The following is a 16,810-nucleotide window of genomic DNA, read 5'->3' as shown; positions in this document are numbered from 1 at the left end:
TGGGGCTCCCCCGCGAGCGAAGCCGAGCGTGGGGGAGAAGCCGAGCGTGGGGGAGAAGCCGAGAGTGGGGGAGCGATCAGCCCACGACAACCCGCACTCGCCCTCGGCGACAAAGACCAATGGTGAATAGGCGCACACCAACCCCGGTCCACCCCGCAGACCCACGTACCCTGTCTCCGTGGCAGAACCAGTCGTACGCATCCCGGATGCGAAGGTCGCCCTCTCGACGGCCTCCGTGTACCCGGAGTCGACGGCAACGGCCTTCGAGATCGCCGCGCGCCTCGGGTACGACGGCGTCGAGGTCATGGTCTGGAACGACCCGGTCAGCCAGGACATGGAGGCGCTGCGCCGGCTCAGCGACTTCCACCAGATCCCGATCCTCGCCGTACACGCCCCCTGCCTGCTCATCACGCAGCGCGTGTGGTCCACCGACCCGTGGGTCAAGCTCCAGCGCGCCCAGGCGGCGGCCGAGAAGCTCGGCGCCACCACGGTCGTCGTCCACCCGCCCTTTCGCTGGCAGCGCCAGTACGCGCGCGACTTCGTCGCCGGGATCTGGCGGATGGTGGACGAGACGGATGTGCGGTTCGCCGTCGAGAACATGTACCCCTGGCGCTACCGCGACCGCGAGATGCTCGCGTACGCCCCCGACTGGGACGTGACGAAGGACGACTACCGCCACTTCACGATCGACCTCAGCCATGCCGCGACCGCGCGCACGGACGCCCTGCAGATGGTCGACCGTATGGGCGACCGGCTGGGTCACGTCCATCTCGCGGACGGCTCCGGCTCCAACAAGGACGAGCACCTGGTCCCCGGCCGCGGCACCCAGCCCTGCGCCGAGCTGCTGGAACGGCTCGCCGTGTCCGGATTCGACGGGCACGTCGTCATCGAGGTCAACACCCGCCGCGCCATGTCCAGCGCGGAGCGCGAGGCCGACCTCGCCGAGGCCTTGGCCTTCACCCGGCTCCACCTGGCCTCCGCGGTGAAGGTGCCCCGGCGATGACCGGCATGACGCCCACGCCGCGCCGCCGGGGACGGCCCTCGCGTACGGAGTCCGCCGACGGCCCCGCCACCCGCGACCGCATCCTCGCCGCGGCCCGCGAGGAGTTCTCCGAACGGGGCTACGAGAAGACGTCCGTGCGTGGCATCGCCAAGGCGGCCGGTGTGGACTCGGCGCTGGTGCACCACTACTTCGGCACCAAGGAGCAGGTCTTCCAGGAGGCGGTGGAGACGGTCTTCGCGCCCGCGCTGAGGGCACCGGACGTGATCTTCGAGGGGGCGCCCGAGGAGATCGGTGAGCGGTTCGCCCGATTCCTCTTCGGGATCTGGGAGAACCCGGTCACCCGGACGCCGTTGCTCGCGGTCGTACGGTCCGCGGTGAACAACGAGGTCGCGGCCGCCGTCTTCCGCCGCCTCGTTGCCGCCCAGCTGCTCCGCAGGGTCGCCGCCCAGCTCGGCATGCCCGACGCGGAGCTGCGGGCGGAACTGGCGGCCGCGCAGCTGGTCGGTGTCGCCATGCTGCGGTACGTGATCAAGCTTGAGCCGCTGGCGTCGGCCGACATGGAAGTGATCATCCAACGGATCGCACCCGTGGTGCAGGGCCACCTGACGAAACCCTGAATCCCTTACCGGCCCACCTGACGGACCCCTGACTCCTTCAGAGGGAACGAGCCCTTGAATCCCTGAGACATGCGTCCCGCAATCCGGACATCCTGTCCGCTCTCTGGATGACCGGCGTAGGCTCGACTCAGTCAGAACTCTCCGAAGGAGCGAGCGACGATGCCCGAGCTGAGGTCCCGCACAGTCACCCACGGCCGCAACATGGCGGGCGCCCGCGCCCTTATGCGCGCCTCCGGTGTACCCGGTGCGGACATCGGCCGAAAGCCGATCATCGCGGTCGCCAACAGCTTCACGGAGTTCGTGCCAGGCCACACGCACCTGGCGCCGGTCGGCCGGATCGTCAGCGAGGCGATCAAGGAGGCCGGCGGCATCCCGCGCGAGTTCAACACGATCGCCGTCGACGACGGCATCGCGATGGGCCACGGCGGCATGCTGTACAGCCTGCCCTCCCGCGACCTGATCGCGGACAGCGTGGAGTACATGGTCGAGGCGCACTGCGCCGACGCCCTGGTCTGCATCTCCAACTGCGACAAGATCACCCCGGGCATGCTCATGGCCGCCCTGCGCCTGAACATCCCGACGGTCTTCGTCTCCGGCGGTCCCATGGAGTCCGGCCGCGCCACGCTGGTCGACGGCACGGTCCGCACGCTCGACCTGGTCGACGCGATCTCCGACGCGGTGAACGACAAGATTTCGGACGAGGACATCCTCCGTATCGAGGAGAACGCCTGTCCGACCTGCGGCTCCTGTTCCGGCATGTTCACCGCCAACTCGATGAACTGCCTGACCGAGGCCATCGGCCTCTCCCTCCCCGGCAACGGCTCGGTCCTCGCCACCCACACCGCCCGCCGCGCGCTCTACGAGAACGCCGCCCGCACGGTGATGGACCTGACCCGCCGCTACTACGAGCAGGACGACGACACGGTCCTGCCTCGCAACATCGCCACCATCGCGGCCTTCGAGAACGCCATGGCCCTGGACATCGCGATGGGCGGCTCCACCAACACGATCCTGCATCTGCTGGCCGCCGCCCAGGAGGCAGGCGTGCCCTTCGGCCTGGAGCAGATCGACGCCGTCTCGCGCCGCGTGCCGTGCCTGGCGAAGGTCGCGCCCAACGTGGCCAAGAACCGCACGTACTACATGGAGGACGTGCACCGCGCCGGCGGCATCCCCGCCCTGCTCGGCGAGCTGCACCGCGCGGGCCTGCTCAACGAGGACGTGCACGCCGTCCACAGCCCGTCCCTGGCGGACTGGCTGAAGACATGGGACGTCCGCGGCGGCTCGCCTTCGGCCGAGGCCGTGGAGCTGTGGCACGCGGCACCCGGCTGCGTCCGCTCCGCCGAGGCCTTCTCCCAGTCCGAGCGCTGGGAGGCCCTGGACGTGGACGCCGAGGGCGGCTGCATCCGCTCTGCCGAGCACGCCTACTCCAAGGACGGCGGCCTGGCAGTACTGAAGGGCAACCTCGCCGTCGACGGCTGCGTGGTGAAGACGGCCGGTGTCGACGAGTCCATCTGGACCTTCGAGGGCCCGGCGGTCGTCTGCGAGTCGCAGGAGGAGGCCGTCGAGAAGATCCTCAACAAGCAGGTGACGGACGGCGACGTCGTCGTCATCCGCTACGAGGGCCCCAAGGGCGGCCCCGGCATGCAGGAGATGCTCTACCCGACGTCCTTCCTGAAGGGCCGCGGCCTCGGCAAGACCTGCGCCCTGATCACCGACGGCCGTTTCTCCGGCGGCACGTCCGGCCTGTCCATCGGCCACGCCTCCCCCGAGGCGGCGTCGGGAGGCACCATCGCGCTCGTCGAGGACGGCGACCGCATCCGCATCGACATCCCGAACCGTTCCGTCGAACTGCTCGTGGACGAGGCGGAACTGGCACGCCGGGATCAGGCGTTGAACGGGGCGTACGTCCCGAAGAACCGCGAGCGCAAGGTGTCGGCCGCACTGCGGGCCTACGCCGCCATGGCAACCAGCGCGGACAAGGGCGCCGTGCGGGACGTCAGCAAACTGGGCTGAGGCACACACCTGGGGCCGCCTGTGACGGGGCGGCCCCTTTTGTGTGCGGGCTCGGCCGGTGGGCCCGGCTTTCGTGTGTGGCCTCGGCCGGTGGGCCCGGGTTTCGCTGTGCACCCAGCCGGTGAGCCCGCTTTCGCGTGTCCTTCGGCCGGTGGGCCCGGCCTTCGCGCGCCGCCCCCAGCCGCTCAGCCCGCCCCGCCTGTCACCACCGTGCCGGATCGTCCCCGTCCACCGCGAACAGCGAACCGTCCGGAGCCGCGGCGAACACCCTGCCGTCCCCGGCGACCGGCAGCGGCAGCCCGGACACCACCGACCCCCGCCCCGCCCCGGGCCACGCCCTGGTCTCCCAGCAGCGCACCCTTCCCGGTGTCGACGGCGACGACCCGCCCGTCCCCGGCACTGAAGTACAGCCGCCCCCCGGCCACCACCGGCGCGGACGGGAAACTGACGGACGTCTCCAGCCGCCACAGCTGCGCCGACGTCCGCGTGTCGACGGCGACCAGCGCACCGTCGGCCCCCAGCAGATACACCGTGTCCCGCTGCACGACGGCCTGCGCTCCCGCCAGCGGATGGCGCAGCGCGGTACGGCGCTGCGTCCCGTGCGTGGCGTCGTAGCGCACGACCGCGTCGGTGTCGGCGTACTCCGCCGAGGTCGACGTGAACCAGAGCACGCCCTCACGGGCGCCGACCAGGCTGAGCGCACCGGCCAGCCGCCGCTGCCAGCGGACGGCGCCGCTCTCCGGGTCGACGGCGGTCACCCGGGTCCCGGTCCCGGCCGCGCCGACCGCGTACGCGACCCGGCCGCCGTACGACTGGAACACCGGCTGCGTGAGCCCGGCGACCGCGTGCTGCCACTTCCGCTCGCCGGTGGCCGCGTCCAGCGCGGTGACCTCCGAGTCGCGTCCGGTGAACAGGACGACCCCGCCGACGTGCGCGACCCGACCGTCGTAGCGCGAGATGTCGTGGCTCCAGCGGGTCCTGCCGGTCGCCGGGTCGAGCGCGGCGAGCCGCCGCCCGCCCTCCGTGACGACATGCAGCAACCCGCCCGACAGCACCGGCGGCTCGACGGTCCCGTCCGCCTGCTGCCCCGCCCCCGCACGCGCCCACTTCACGCCGCCGTCGGCGGGATCGACCGCGGCGGCCAGAACACCGGGGCGGGTGCAGTACAGCGTCCCGGGCGTGTAGGCGCACTGCGGCATGCCGCTCGCCTCGGCGCCACGGGCGCTCAGGTCGATGTCCCAGGGGCGGAACGGGGCGGGCTGCCCGGCCCCGGCCGGCGTCGGGCTGTCGCCGGCCCCGAGGAGGGCAACAGCCCCCGCGCCCAGGGCGAGCACGGCGGCGACGGCCACAGCGGCCCTCCACCACCGCCTTCTCGGGCCGCGGGCCCCGGGTGCGTCCGCGACCGGACCGTCCGCCGAGGGCACCCGGCGCCAGTGCGTGGGGGCCTCGTCCTGCGCGGGACCGGCATCACGCGGGGAACCGGCTTCCCGCGGGCGATCGACTTCCCGCAGGTCATCGAACGGCCGCTCGCCCGTGCGCTGTTCGGGAATGAAGGCCTGTGTGTCATACGACGCCGAAAGCGACCGGAGCTCCGCCATCAGCTCGTCCGGAGTGGGCCGGTCCTCAGGCTCCTTGGCCAGGCACCGGGCGACGAGCGGCGCCAGCTCGTCCGGCACTCCTGTCAAGTCCGGCTCTTCATGAACGACCTGATACGCCACCAGGTACGGGCTGTCGGAGTCGAAGGGGCCGCTGCCCGTCGCTGCGTGCACGATGACCGACCCGAGCGCGAAGACGTCGGTGGCCGGCCCGACCTCCCGCGGCCTGCGGAACTGCTCCGGCGCCATGAACGGCGGTGTGCCGATCAACTTGCCGGTCTCGGTGCGCAGTTCGCTGTCCGAGGGCCGGGATATCCCGAAGTCGATGACCTTCGGCCCGTCCTCGGCGAGCAGGACGTTGCTCGGCTTGAGGTCGCGGTGCACGACCCCGACCCGATGGATGTCCCGCAGCGCCTCGGCGAGTCCCGCCGTCAACTGGCGCAGCCGGGCCGGCGCAAGGGCGCCGTTCCGCTTCACGTACTCGGCGAGGGTGGGGCCGGGGATGAAGAGCGTCGCCATCCAGGGGCGCTCTGCATCGGGATCGGCGTCGACGACGGGCGCGGTGAAGGCGCCGCTGACCCGCCGTGCGGCAGCCACCTCCTGCCGGAACCGCCCCCGGAACTCCGGGTCCTGAGCAAACTCCCCGTGCACCACCTTCACGGCGAGCCGCAACCCCGAGGCCGACCGCGCCAGATGGACCACGCCCATGCCACCGGAACCGAGCGGCGCCTCCAGCAGGTACTGCCCGGCGTACTGCGGAGATTCCGCTTCCGCATCCGTACCGGTGCTGCGCCATGGCGGCATCTCTCACCCCCGGATGTCCGTCCGCATGCGCGACGCGCTGAGCCTAGTCGATGCTTCGTGCGAAACCTCTGTGGCTTGCTAGCCTCGGTGTGCCAGGTGATTTTGGCGTGAACCGTTCACAAGCATCCAAACGGGGGAGGCCGACATGGCCACGGAGGACATCGAGATCTCGGGCACGGGCGAGCCGGAGACGGCGACGACGGCGGAGGCGAGGGTCCGCTCCTACCCGGTCGCCCCCGGCGTCCGGCTCAACGTCCGCAGCGGCCCCGGCACCCACTACCGGATCGTCCGCGTCCTGCCCGAGGGCACCACCGTCCCCATCTACTGCCAGCGCCCCGGCGACACCGTCACCGGCCCCTACGGCACCACCAACCTCTGGGACTGCATCGCCAACGCCCAGTACGTCTCCGACGCCTACGTCAACACCGGCAGCGACGGCTACGTGGCACCGCGCTGCTCCTGACAACGGCAGGGTGCGCCGGGCGCTGCTCCTGACGACGACCAGGGGCGCCCGGCGCGGCTCCTGACCGCGGCGAGGGCCTGGCCCCGCCATGGCCGGGAGTCATAATCAGCCCGTGAGCGACCAGCAGAACCGCACCCCGGACCAGCCCACGGACGGCCCCCGCCCCGAGCCCATCCGTTTCTTCGGCACGACCTGGGTGCACCACGACAACGGATACCCGGCCCGCCGCATCGCCGCCGCCGTCGGCTCCCTCGCCGCAGCCGTCGCCGCCTGCCTGGTGCTCCGCTTCGCCTACGAGGGTCTGCAGATCGCCGGCTCCGGCAGCTTCGTCACGCTGCTGGTCGTCGTCATGTTCGCGGTCTGCAGCGCCCTCGCCTTCCGCCACACCTGGGACGCCTTCACCAAGCGCCCGGACCCCGACCGCCAGGCTTCCCTGCGCGGCCTGCTGACCATCGGCTTCGTCGGCTCCCTCCTCGCCTACTTCTTCCGCTCCCTCCTTGAGGCGCCGGGCGAGAACCTCCACCGCGAGGAGTACGAGGAGGCCCGCCGACAGCACGAGAAGCGCTCCGCCCGCCGCACCGGCAACCCGAAGAAGCGCCGCCGCACCTGAGCACCCTTTGCCTTGACGAGGCCTACACCCAGGAGCATTATTCATCACATGATGAATAATGCTGCCGACCCGCCCGACGCCAGCGGCAACACTCCACCCCGAACCGCCGAGACCTCCGCCATCCACGCCGAGGGCCTCACCGTCGTCCGCGGCCCCCGCACAGTCCTGCGCGCCCTCGACTTCACCGTCCCACGCGGCCAGATCACCGGCCTGCTCGGCCCCTCCGGATGCGGCAAGTCGACCCTGATGCGCGCCATCGTCGGCACCCAGGCCAAGGTCACCGGCACCCTCGACGTCCTGGGCCGCCCCGCCGGCCACCCCACACTGCGCGCCCGCATCGGCTACGTCACCCAGGCCCCCTCCGTCTACGACGACCTGACCATCCGTCAGAACCTGGACTACTTCGCCGCGATCCTCGACCCCGGCCGCTCATCAACCGAACGCCGCCACGACAACGTCACCCGAGCCATCGCCGACGTCGACCTCACCAGCCACGCCGACTCCCTCGCCGGCAACCTCTCCGGCGGCCAGCGCAGCCGCGTCTCCCTGGCAGTGGCCCTCCTGGGCACCCCCGAACTCCTGGTCCTCGACGAACCGACCGTCGGCCTGGACCCCGTCCTCCGCCGCGACCTGTGGAACCTCTTCCACGACATCGCCGCCGACCGCGGCGCCACCCTCCTCATCTCCTCCCACGTCATGGACGAGGCCGAACGCTGCCACCGCCTCCTCCTCATGCGCGAAGGCGAGATCCTCGCCGACGACACCCCGGACGCCCTGCGCACCCGCACCGGCGCCGACACCGTCGAAGCGGCGTTCCTGCACCTGGTGGACGAGGCAACCGCGAACAGCCGCAAGAAGGAGACCACCCGATGAGCGCGACGGTCACCGCCCCCGCAACGCCCGCACCCACCAGCGCCCTGAACGCCTCCCGCACCACTGCCACCGCGGCCCGCGTCCTGCGCCAGCTCCGCCACGACCCGCGCACGATCGCGCTGATGCTCCTCGTCCCGTGCCTGATGCTGATCCTGCTGCGCTACGTCTTCGACGGCAGCCCGCGCACCTTCGACAGCATCGGCGCCTCCCTCCTGGGCATCTTCCCGCTGATCACGATGTTCCTGGTGACCTCCATCGCCACCCTGCGCGAACGCACCTCCGGCACCCTCGAACGCCTCCTCGCCATGCCCCTCGGCAAAGGCGACGTGATCGCGGGCTACGCCCTCGCCTTCGGCACCCTGGCGATCATCCAGTCCACTCTCGCCACCGGCCTGGCGCTCTGGTTCCTGGGCCTGGACGTCACGGGCTCCCCCTGGCTGCTCCTGCTCGTGGCCCTGCTCGACGCCCTGCTCGGGACAGCCCTCGGTCTCTTCGTCTCGGCCTTCGCGGCCTCCGAATTCCAGGCGGTCCAGTTCATGCCGGCAGTGCTCTTCCCCCAACTCCTCCTCTGCGGCCTGTTCACCCCACGCGACAACATGCACCCCGTCCTCGAGGCCATCTCCAACGTCCTCCCCATGTCCTACGCCGTCGACGGCATGAACGAAGTCCTCAAGCACACCGACATGACCGCCAACTTCCTCCGCGACACCCTGATCGTGGCAGGCTGCGCCCTACTGGTCCTGACCCTGGGCGCAGCAACACTGAGGCGCCGCACGGCGTAGATGTTTCCGCCCCAGTTGCGGGCGGCGACCGCGCATCCGCCGTAGCTGCGGGCAGTCGTGCCTCCCCCAGTGCCTTAAGGGCCTGGGAGGTGCCCCCAGGGCGGCACGGGTGGGCGATGGGGGTCCCCCCGCTCGAGCGAAGCCGAGAGTGGGGGAGGCACCCCGCTGGCGCGGGCGAGCAAAACGCCCTCAGCCGCAACCCCACCCCCCCCGTCAACCGGCGTCCCGCCTGCCGGACAGCCCACGCGCACCCTCACTCCAAGTGCGAGGATGCCCAAAGGACGACGCACCCCCGGAGGGCCCCGCACCATGACCCAGAAAGTCGCAGTCCTCGGCACCGGCAAGATCGGCGAAGCCCTGCTCAGCGGAATGATCCGCGCCGGCTGGACCCCCGCCGACCTCCTGGTCACCGCCCGCCGCCCGGAACGAGCCGAAGAACTCCGCACCCGCTACGGAGTCATCCCGGTCACCAACCCGGAAGCCGCCAAGACCGCCGACACCCTGATCCTCACGGTCAAACCGCAGGACATGGGCACCCTCCTCGACGAACTCGCCCCCCACGTCCCCACCGACCGCCTGGTCATCAGCGGAGCGGCGGGCATCACCACCTCCTTCATCGAGGAGCGCCTCACCACCGGCACTCCGGTCGTCCGCGTCATGACGAACACCCCCGCCCTCGTCGACGAAGCCATGTCCGTCATCTCCGCCGGCAGCCACGCCAGCGATGCCGACCTGGCCCACGCGGAGGAGATCTTCGGCGCCGTCGGCAAGACGCTGCGCGTCCCCGAGTCCCAGCAGGACGCCTGCACGGCCCTCTCCGGCTCCGGCCCGGCGTACTTCTTCTACCTGGTCGAAGCCATGACCGACGCCGGCATCCTGCTGGGCCTGCCCCGCGACAAGGCCCACGACCTGATCGTCCAGTCCGCGATCGGCGCCGCCACGATGCTCCGCGACAGCGGCGAACACCCGGTGAAGCTCCGCGAGAACGTCACCTCCCCCGCCGGCACCACCATCAACGCCATCCGCGAACTCGAGAACCATGGCGTACGAGCCGCCCTCATCGCAGCCCTCGAAGCCGCCCGCGACCGCAGCCGCGAACTGGCCTCCGGCAGCAACAGCTGACGCCCGGCCGCCCCTGCCCCGGGGCGGCCCAGCTCACCCCTGAGCAGTCACCTCGATATCGGCAGCCGCCGCCAACAACCCGATCGCCTGATACGCGGCATCCACGGTCGGCCGGGCCATCGCCCGAGCCCTCTCCGCACCATCCCGCAGCACCTCCTCCACATAGCCAGGATCCGCGCACAACGCCTTGTGCCTCTCCTGCACGGGCCTGAGAACCTCGACCACGGCCTCTGCGGTGTCCTTCTTCAAGGCGCCGTACGACTCATATACACCGCTCAGCTCCGATGGGTTCCCACCCGTACAGGCCGCGAGGATCTCCAGCAGATTGGCGAGGCCCGGCCGCGCCTCCCGGTCGTACACGACCTCCCGCCCGCTGTCGGTCACGGCCCGCAGAACCTTCTTCCGCACCACGTCCGGCTCATCGAGCAGATAGACGATCCCGGGCCCGACGTCCTCGCTCTTCCCCATCTTCGAGGCCGGGTCCTGCAGGTTCATCACCCGCGTGGCCACCGTCGGATGCGTGGCCCGAGGCACCACGAACGTGTACCCGTACCGACGGTTGAACCGCACCGCGAGATCCCGCGCCAGCTCCACATGCTGTGCCTGGTCGTCCCCCACCGGCACCTCGTCGGTTCCGTACACCAGGATGTCCGCCGCCATCAGCACGGGATACGTCAGCAGCGACAGCCGCACACTCCCGCCCCGCTCCCGCTCCCGCACGGCCTTCTCCCTGTACTGGATCATCCGCCGCATCTCGCCGTCCGTGGCCACGCACTCCAGCAGATACGACAGTCTCGCGTGCTCATCCACATGGCTCTGTACGAACACGGTGCACAGCTCCGGATCCAGCCCCGTCGCCAACAACAGGCTCGCCGCCTGCCGACTCAGCCGCCGCACCCGCGCAGGATCGTGCTCCACGGTCAGCGCATGCAGATCGACGACACAGAACAGCGCGTCCGCCTGGTGCTGATCCACGGCAGCCCACCGCTGCATGGCCCCCAGGTAGTTCCCCAGCGTCAGATTCCCGGTCGGCTTGACCCCACTGAAGACCCGCGTCATCCCTTCTCCACCTCCTGGTCGAGGCCGCCGCCCCGGCGGGCCGACCCTCTGGAGTTCCGGAGGGAGATACGAGAACGGCCGCCGAGGCGGCGGCCGTTGAGTGCATACGTAAGTCCGGCCGCCGTCAGGCGGCCCACCACTGCTGGGTGTACGTACGCGTCGTCATGCACACCAGGGTACGCCCGTAGGGTCTGGTCCGGAGCCGAGTTGACACACCCCGACCCGGTCCGTAGTGTTCTCCGGGTTGTCCGACGTGAGAGTCGACTCCGGTCGGTCCCCGGACAGCCATTCCGCAGGTACTCAAGCAGTAATCGACGATCTGTCGTCGTATGCATTGCCATGCGTATTTGCGAGATGAGGAATCCGCGTTCGAAAGGACGCAGCCCCCGATTAGCTCGGGAGCCAGGAATCCGCTAAAGTCTCACTCGTCGGAACGGCCCAACGGCCGGGAAGACAAGCCCTGCTGACTGGGAGTCAGGCCCGAAAGGATCTGATAGAGTCGGAACCGCCGGAAAGGGAAACGCGAAAGCGGGAACCTGGAAAGCACCGAGGAAATCGGATCGGGAAAAGATCTGATAGAGTCGGAAATGCAAGACCGAAGGGAAGCGCCCGGAGGAAAGCCGCGAGAGAGTCTCTCGGGTGAGTACGAAGGAAGCGTCCGTTCCTTGAGAACTCAACAGCGTGCCAAAAATCAACGCCAGATATGTTGATACCCCGTCTCCGGCCGTCAGGCCGGGGCGAGGTTCCTTTGAAATAACACAGCGAGGACGCTGTGAACGGCCGGGCCTATTCCGCCCGGCTGTTCCGCTCTCGTGGTGTTGCACCGGATGACCGGTAAACATTCACGGAGAGTTTGATCCTGGCTCAGGACGAACGCTGGCGGCGTGCTTAACACATGCAAGTCGAACGATGAAGCCCTTCGGGGTGGATTAGTGGCGAACGGGTGAGTAACACGTGGGCAATCTGCCCTTCACTCTGGGACAAGCCCTGGAAACGGGGTCTAATACCGGATACGACCATCTTGGGCATCTTTGATGGTGGAAAGCTCCGGCGGTGAAGGATGGGCCCGCGGCCTATCAGCTTGTTGGTGAGGTAACGGCTCACCAAGGCGACGACGGGTAGCCGGCCTGAGAGGGCGACCGGCCACACTGGGACTGAGACACGGCCCAGACTCCTACGGGAGGCAGCAGTGGGGAATATTGCACAATGGGCGCAAGCCTGATGCAGCGACGCCGCGTGAGGGATGACGGCCTTCGGGTTGTAAACCTCTTTCAGCAGGGAAGAAGCGCAAGTGACGGTACCTGCAGAAGAAGCGCCGGCTAACTACGTGCCAGCAGCCGCGGTAATACGTAGGGCGCAAGCGTTGTCCGGAATTATTGGGCGTAAAGAGCTCGTAGGCGGCTTGTCACGTCGGGTGTGAAAGCCCGGGGCTTAACCCCGGGTCTGCATTCGATACGGGCTGGCTAGAGTGTGGTAGGGGAGATCGGAATTCCTGGTGTAGCGGTGAAATGCGCAGATATCAGGAGGAACACCGGTGGCGAAGGCGGATCTCTGGGCCATTACTGACGCTGAGGAGCGAAAGCGTGGGGAGCGAACAGGATTAGATACCCTGGTAGTCCACGCCGTAAACGGTGGGAACTAGGTGTTGGCGACATTCCACGTCGTCGGTGCCGCAGCTAACGCATTAAGTTCCCCGCCTGGGGAGTACGGCCGCAAGGCTAAAACTCAAAGGAATTGACGGGGGCCCGCACAAGCGGCGGAGCATGTGGCTTAATTCGACGCAACGCGAAGAACCTTACCAAGGCTTGACATACACCGGAAACGTCTGGAGACAGGCGCCCCCTTGTGGTCGGTGTACAGGTGGTGCATGGCTGTCGTCAGCTCGTGTCGTGAGATGTTGGGTTAAGTCCCGCAACGAGCGCAACCCTTGTCCCGTGTTGCCAGCAGGCCCTTGTGGTGCTGGGGACTCACGGGAGACCGCCGGGGTCAACTCGGAGGAAGGTGGGGACGACGTCAAGTCATCATGCCCCTTATGTCTTGGGCTGCACACGTGCTACAATGGCCGGTACAATGAGCTGCGATACCGTGAGGTGGAGCGAATCTCAAAAAGCCGGTCTCAGTTCGGATTGGGGTCTGCAACTCGACCCCATGAAGTCGGAGTCGCTAGTAATCGCAGATCAGCAGTGCTGCGGTGAATACGTTCCCGGGCCTTGTACACACCGCCCGTCACGTCACGAAAGTCGGTAACACCCGAAGCCGGTGGCCCAACCCGTTCGCGGGAGGGAGCTGTCGAAGGTGGGACTGGCGATTGGGACGAAGTCGTAACAAGGTAGCCGTACCGGAAGGTGCGGCTGGATCACCTCCTTTCTAAGGAGCACTTCTAAGCCGGGCTTGCCCGGTTCAGGGGCCGGTACATCGGCGAACGTCCGATGCCGGTTGCTCATGGGTGGAACGTTGATTATTCGGCACGGTCCAGGATGGACCAGGCGCTAGTACTGCCCGCAAGGGCGTGGAACGCTGATCTGGTCGGCTGGCCGTGCCGGGCACGCTGTTGGGTGTCTGAGGGCACGGCCGCATGGTCTGTCTTCGGATGCCGGCCCCGGTGAAGCATCACGTAGTGGTGTGTGACGGGTGGCTGGTCGTTGTTTGAGAACTGCACAGTGGACGCGAGCATCTGTGGCCAAGTTTTTAAGGGCGCACGGTGGATGCCTTGGCACCAGGAACCGATGAAGGACGTGGGAGGCCACGATAGGCCCCGGGGAGTCGTCAACCAGGCTTTGATCCGGGGGTGTCCGAATGGGGAAACCCGGCAGTCGTCATGGGCTGTCACCCATGCCTGAACACATAGGGCATGTGGAGGGAACGCGGGGAAGTGAAACATCTCAGTACCCGCAGGAAGAGAAAACAACCGTGATTCCGGGAGTAGTGGCGAGCGAAACCGGATGAGGCCAAACCTACGACGTGTGAGACCCGGCAGGGGTTGCGCGTGGGGGTTGTGGGATCTCTCTTGACCGGTCTGCCGGCCGGTCGGCGAGTCAGAAACCGTTGATGTAGGCGAAGGACATGCGAAAGGTCCGGCGTAGAGGGTAAGACCCCCGTAGTCGAAACGTCAGCGGCTCGTCTGAGAGACACCCAAGTAGCACGGGGCCCGAGAAATCCCGTGTGAATCTGGCGGGACCACCCGCTAAGCCTAAATATTCCCTGGTGACCGATAGCGGATAGTACCGTGAGGGAATGGTGAAAAGTACCCCGGGAGGGGAGTGAAATAGTACCTGAAACCGTGTGCCTACAAGCCGTGGGAGCGTCGGAATGGAGCTTGCTTCATTCTCGTGACTGCGTGCCTTTTGAAGAATGAGCCTGCGAGTTTGCGGTGTGTTGCGAGGTTAACCCGGGTGGGGAAGCCGTAGCGAAAGCGAGTCCGAACAGGGCGGTAGAGTAGCGCGCTCAAGACCCGAAGCGGAGTGATCTAGCCATGGGCAGGTTGAAGCGGAGGTAAGACTTCGTGGAGGACCGAACCCACCAGGGTTGAAAACCTGGGGGATGACCTGTGGTTAGGGGTGAAAGGCCAATCAAACTCCGTGATAGCTGGTTCTCCCCGAAATGCATTTAGGTGCAGCGTCGTGTGTTTCTTGCCGGAGGTAGAGCACTGGATAGGCGATGGGCCCTACCGGGTTACTGACCTTAGCCAAACTCCGAATGCCGGTAAGTGAGAGCGCGGCAGTGAGACTGTGGGGGATAAGCTCCATGGTCGAGAGGGAAACAGCCCAGAGCATCGACTAAGGCCCCTAAGCGTACGCTAAGTGGGAAAGGATGTGGAGTCGCAGAGACAACCAGGAGGTTGGCTTAGAAGCAGCCACCCTTGAAAGAGTGCGTAATAGCTCACTGGTCAAGTGATTCCGCGCCGACAATGTAGCGGGGCTCAAGCGTACCGCCGAAGTCGTGTCATTGCAGTACATACTCCCAACGGAGACTGTGATGGGTAGGGGAGCGTCGTCTGCCGGGTGAAGCGGCCGCGTAAGCGAGTCGTGGACGGTTGACGAGTGAGAATGCAGGCATGAGTAGCGATACACACGTGAGAAACGTGTGCGCCGATTGACTAAGGGTTCCTGGGTCAAGCTGATCTGCCCAGGGTAAGTCGGGACCTAAGGCGAGGCCGACAGGCGTAGTCGATGGATAACCGGTTGATATTCCGGTACCCGCTGTGGAGCGTCAAACATCGAGCATCGTGATGCTAAGGCCGTGAAACCGCCGTGTGCGTCTTCGGACAAGCACGGAGTGGTGGAGCCGCCGGACCAAGCGGTTAGTAGGTGAGTGATGGGGTGACGCAGGAAGGTAGTCCATCCCGGCGGTGGTTGTCCCGGGGTAAGGGTGTAGGCCGTGCGACAGGTAAATCCGTCGCACGTGTGGCTGAGACCTGATGCCGAGCCGATTTGTGTGAGGATTGCTCATGCTGTCGAGAAAAGCCTCTAGCGATTTCATGGGCCCGTACCCTAAACGACTCAGTGGTCAGTAGAGATACCGAGCGTTCGGGTGAACTATGGTTAAGGAACTCGGCAAAATGCCCCGTAACTTCGGGAGAAGGGGGGCCGCGCCCGGTGAAGAGACTTGCTCTCCGAGCTGGGGGTGGCCGCAGAGACCAGCGAGAAGCGACTGTTTACTAAAAACACAGGTCCGTGCGAAGCCGTAAGGCGATGTATACGGACTGACGCCTGCCCGGTGCTGGAACGTTAAGGGGACCGGTTAGCTCACCTTCGGGTGGGCGAAGCTGAGAACTTAAGCGCCAGTAAACGGCGGTGGTAACTATAACCATCCTAAGGTAGCGAAATTCCTTGTCGGGTAAGTTCCGACCTGCACGAATGGCGTAACGACTTCTCGACTGTCTCAACCATAGGCCCGGTGAAATTGCACTACGAGTAAAGATGCTCGTTTCGCGCAGCAGGACGGAAAGACCCGGGACCTTTACTACAGTTTGATATTGGTGTTCGGTTCGGCTTGTGTAGGATAGCTGGGAGACTGTGAAGTCCACACGCCAGTGTGGGTGGAGTCGTCGTTGAAATACCAGTCTGGTCGTGCTGGATGTCTAACCTGGGTCCGTGATCCGGATCAGGGACAGTGTCTGATGGGTAGTTTAACTGGGGCGGTTGCCTCCCAAAGGGTAACGGAGGCGCCCAAAGGTTCCCTCAGCCTGGTTGGCAATCAGGTGTTGAGTGTAAGTGCACAAGGGAGCTTGACTGTGAGACCGACGGGTCGAGCAGGGACGAAAGTCGGGACTAGTGATCCGGCGGTGGCTTGTGGAAGCGCCGTCGCTCAACGGATAAAAGGTACCCCGGGGATAACAGGCTGATCTTCCCCAAGAGTCCATATCGACGGGATGGTTTGGCACCTCGATGTCGGCTCGTCGCATCCTGGGGCTGGAGTCGGTCCCAAGGGTTGGGCTGTTCGCCCATTAAAGCGGTACGCGAGCTGGGTTTAGAACGTCGTGAGACAGTTCGGTCCCTATCCGCTGTGCGCGCAGGAGTCTTGAGAAGGGCTGTCCCTAGTACGAGAGGACCGGGACGGACGAACCTCTGGTGTGCCAGTTGTTCTGCCAAGGGCATGGCTGGTTGGCTACGTTCGGGAGGGATAACCGCTGAAAGCATCTAAGCGGGAAGCCTGCTTCGAGATGAGGACTCCCACCCACTAGATGGGGTAAGGCTCCCAGTAGACGACTGGGTTGATAGGCCGGATATGGAAGCCCCGCAAGGGGTGGAGTTGACCGGTACTAATAGGCCGAGGGCTTGTCCTCAGTTGCTCGCGTCCACTGTGTTGGTTCTGAAACCACGAACAGCCCCACGCCACCGCGCGTGGTGCGGCGTTCACAGTTTCACAG

The 16,810-nt window shown here is 66.7% G+C and carries 9 protein-coding genes, 2 rRNA genes and 1 pseudogene; 10 read left to right on the top strand and 2 right to left on the bottom strand.

All coding sequences use genetic code 11. The features are described 5' to 3' along the window. Positions 1-178 precede the first annotated feature (178 nt). The 3 genes from StrepF001_RS19250 to ilvD all read left to right on the top strand — a co-directional run bounded on the left by StrepF001_RS19250 (position 179) and on the right by ilvD (position 3,633). Complete coding sequence (locus tag StrepF001_RS19250) at positions 179-1,003, top strand: sugar phosphate isomerase/epimerase (RefSeq protein ID WP_129799461.1); 825 nt, start codon at positions 179-181, stop codon at positions 1,001-1,003. Then, positions 1,000-1,620 carry a TetR family transcriptional regulator gene (locus StrepF001_RS19245; RefSeq protein ID WP_240797581.1) on the top strand — a complete coding sequence of 207 codons (621 nt, stop codon included), beginning with the start codon at positions 1,000-1,002 and terminating at the stop codon, positions 1,618-1,620. Before StrepF001_RS19250 ends, StrepF001_RS19245 begins: the two co-directional genes overlap by 4 nt. 159 nt (positions 1,621-1,779) lie before the next feature. Then, entirely contained in the window at positions 1,780-3,633 is a 1,854-nt protein-coding gene (ilvD, locus tag StrepF001_RS19240) for a dihydroxy-acid dehydratase (protein WP_129799460.1), read from the top strand. 202 nt (positions 3,634-3,835) lie between these two features. On the opposite strand, the pseudogene StrepF001_RS19235 reads toward ilvD, so the two are convergent. Continuing rightward, a pseudogene (locus StrepF001_RS19235) lies at positions 3,836-6,032 on the bottom strand (serine/threonine-protein kinase). Positions 6,033-6,177: 145 nt separating this feature from the next. On the opposite strand from StrepF001_RS19235, the gene StrepF001_RS19230 reads away from it, so the two are divergent. The 5 genes from StrepF001_RS19230 to proC all read left to right on the top strand — a co-directional run bounded on the left by StrepF001_RS19230 (position 6,178) and on the right by proC (position 9,882). After that, positions 6,178-6,495: an SH3 domain-containing protein gene (locus StrepF001_RS19230; RefSeq protein WP_129799459.1), complete on the top strand. Its 318-nt coding sequence runs from the start codon at positions 6,178-6,180 to the stop codon at positions 6,493-6,495. Positions 6,496-6,583: 88 nt separating this feature from the next. Further along, on the top strand, positions 6,584-7,105 hold the full coding sequence (locus tag StrepF001_RS19225) for an EamA/RhaT family transporter (RefSeq protein WP_240797580.1): 522 nt from the start codon (positions 6,584-6,586) through the stop codon (positions 7,103-7,105). A 48-nt stretch (positions 7,106-7,153) separates the two neighbouring features. Further along, positions 7,154-7,978 (top strand): ABC transporter ATP-binding protein, encoded by an 825-nt coding sequence (locus StrepF001_RS19220; RefSeq protein ID WP_129799457.1) that lies wholly within the window; start codon positions 7,154-7,156, stop codon positions 7,976-7,978. Then, the gene (locus tag StrepF001_RS19215) at positions 7,975-8,760 is read left to right on the top strand and encodes an ABC transporter permease (RefSeq protein WP_129799456.1); all 786 of its coding nucleotides are present in this window, start codon (positions 7,975-7,977) and stop codon (positions 8,758-8,760) included. The genes StrepF001_RS19220 and StrepF001_RS19215 overlap by 4 nt, the downstream gene beginning before the upstream one ends. A gap of 309 nt (positions 8,761-9,069) precedes the next feature. After that, positions 9,070-9,882, top strand: coding sequence for a pyrroline-5-carboxylate reductase (gene proC, locus StrepF001_RS19210; protein ID WP_129799455.1), 813 nt, complete (start codon positions 9,070-9,072; stop codon positions 9,880-9,882). Between the two features lie 33 nt (positions 9,883-9,915). On the opposite strand, the gene trpS is transcribed toward proC, so the two are convergent. Continuing rightward, positions 9,916-10,941, bottom strand: a complete 1,026-nt coding sequence (gene trpS, locus StrepF001_RS19205) for a tryptophan--tRNA ligase (RefSeq protein ID WP_129799454.1) — start codon at positions 10,939-10,941, stop codon at positions 9,916-9,918. 841 nt (positions 10,942-11,782) lie between these two features. Here trpS and StrepF001_RS19195 point away from each other — a divergent pair. Beyond that, positions 11,783-13,308 (top strand): 16S ribosomal RNA (locus StrepF001_RS19195). Positions 13,309-13,619: 311 nt separating this feature from the next. Then, a 23S ribosomal RNA gene (locus StrepF001_RS19190) occupies positions 13,620-16,726 on the top strand. The 16S and 23S rRNA genes sit together here, the layout of an rRNA operon. The last annotated feature ends 84 nt before the right edge of the window (positions 16,727-16,810 follow it).

The sequence above is a fragment of the Streptomyces sp. F001 genome (assembly GCF_004187715.1).
In the GTDB taxonomy this organism is placed as follows: Bacteria; Actinomycetota; Actinomycetes; order Streptomycetales; family Streptomycetaceae; genus Streptomyces; species Streptomyces flavusporus.
Note: the sequence above shows the minus strand (reverse complement) of the source record. Positions and strands in the feature narration are given on the sequence as shown.

Coding starts and splice junctions, on each gene's coding strand:
- StrepF001_RS19230 (WP_129799459.1), top strand. CDS start 6,178: ATGGCCACGGAGGACATCGAGATCTCGGGCACGGGCGAGCCGGAGACG.
- StrepF001_RS19215 (WP_129799456.1), top strand. CDS start 7,975: ATGAGCGCGACGGTCACCGCCCCCGCAACGCCCGCACCCACCAGCGCC.
- proC (WP_129799455.1), top strand. CDS start 9,070: ATGACCCAGAAAGTCGCAGTCCTCGGCACCGGCAAGATCGGCGAAGCC.
- trpS (WP_129799454.1), bottom strand. CDS start 10,941: ATGACGCGGGTCTTCAGTGGGGTCAAGCCGACCGGGAATCTGACGCTG.
- StrepF001_RS19245 (WP_240797581.1), top strand. CDS start 1,000: ATGACCGGCATGACGCCCACGCCGCGCCGCCGGGGACGGCCCTCGCGT.
- StrepF001_RS19220 (WP_129799457.1), top strand. CDS start 7,154: ATGATGAATAATGCTGCCGACCCGCCCGACGCCAGCGGCAACACTCCA.
- StrepF001_RS19225 (WP_240797580.1), top strand. CDS start 6,584: ATGGCCGGGAGTCATAATCAGCCCGTGAGCGACCAGCAGAACCGCACC.
- ilvD (WP_129799460.1), top strand. CDS start 1,780: ATGCCCGAGCTGAGGTCCCGCACAGTCACCCACGGCCGCAACATGGCG.